Annotated in this window: 1 pseudogene; it reads left to right on the plus strand. The window is 19.4% G+C overall.

Going from position 1 to position 786, the window contains the following annotated elements:
- Positions 1-119: 119 nt before the first annotated feature.
- Positions 120-786 (plus strand): annotated as a pseudogene (locus GQX97_RS12945) (lipoprotein ABC transporter permease); the annotation flags it as partial.

Below are 786 nucleotides of genomic sequence, written 5' to 3' on the forward strand. Positions count from 1 at the left end.
ATATTATGTTTATATAATGTCAATAGATTTTTTAGATAATTCTAACTATAATCATTAAGTATTTACAAAAACGCTTAATAGTATATAATTTTTTATACATTTTTATTGAGTTATTATTTATGAAAAAAAAAGTTATATTTTATGTATTTATTTCATTTATTGCTTCTTTAATATTATATTTTAATCTTGATAAACCGCAGACTTATGCAAATTATATAAGCATTATGAATACTAATTATATGTCTGTGAGAGATGAAGCACCGCCTGAATATTTTATTGATAATTACAAACAAAAAAAAGATAATCTTTCAAAAGTGTTTGATGAGAAAGATTTATCTGCTATCTTAAAATATAAAGCACTTATTATTTCTTATTTGGGTGAAGAAGAGATTATATTAAAYGGKGTAGAAGATAATAATATTTTTAATGTTAATATTTCTAAAAAAAATAACGGCATTATAATAAGTGAAAAAACTTCAAAGAATTTAAATGTAGRAATTGGAGAYAATGTTATATTAAAATTAATTACTAAAGATGGTCATTATAATGCTGAGGARTATGAGGTTTTAAGTATATCAGATACATTAAAATATAATTATGCTTTAGTTGATATAGATAATTTAAATAATTTTGTGAAACTTAATGATTGTGCTAGTGAAATATATGTAAAAGATAATAGTTTAGATGATAATATAGTTAAACAAATTTTTGGTGACGATTTTGTATATTATTCTTTAAATGAAAAAAYAAATAACAATAATAATTTATATTTTATTTTAGCTTATT

Source organism: Brachyspira sp. SAP_772 (assembly GCF_009755885.1).
In the GTDB taxonomy this organism is placed as follows: domain Bacteria; phylum Spirochaetota; class Brachyspiria; order Brachyspirales; family Brachyspiraceae; genus Brachyspira.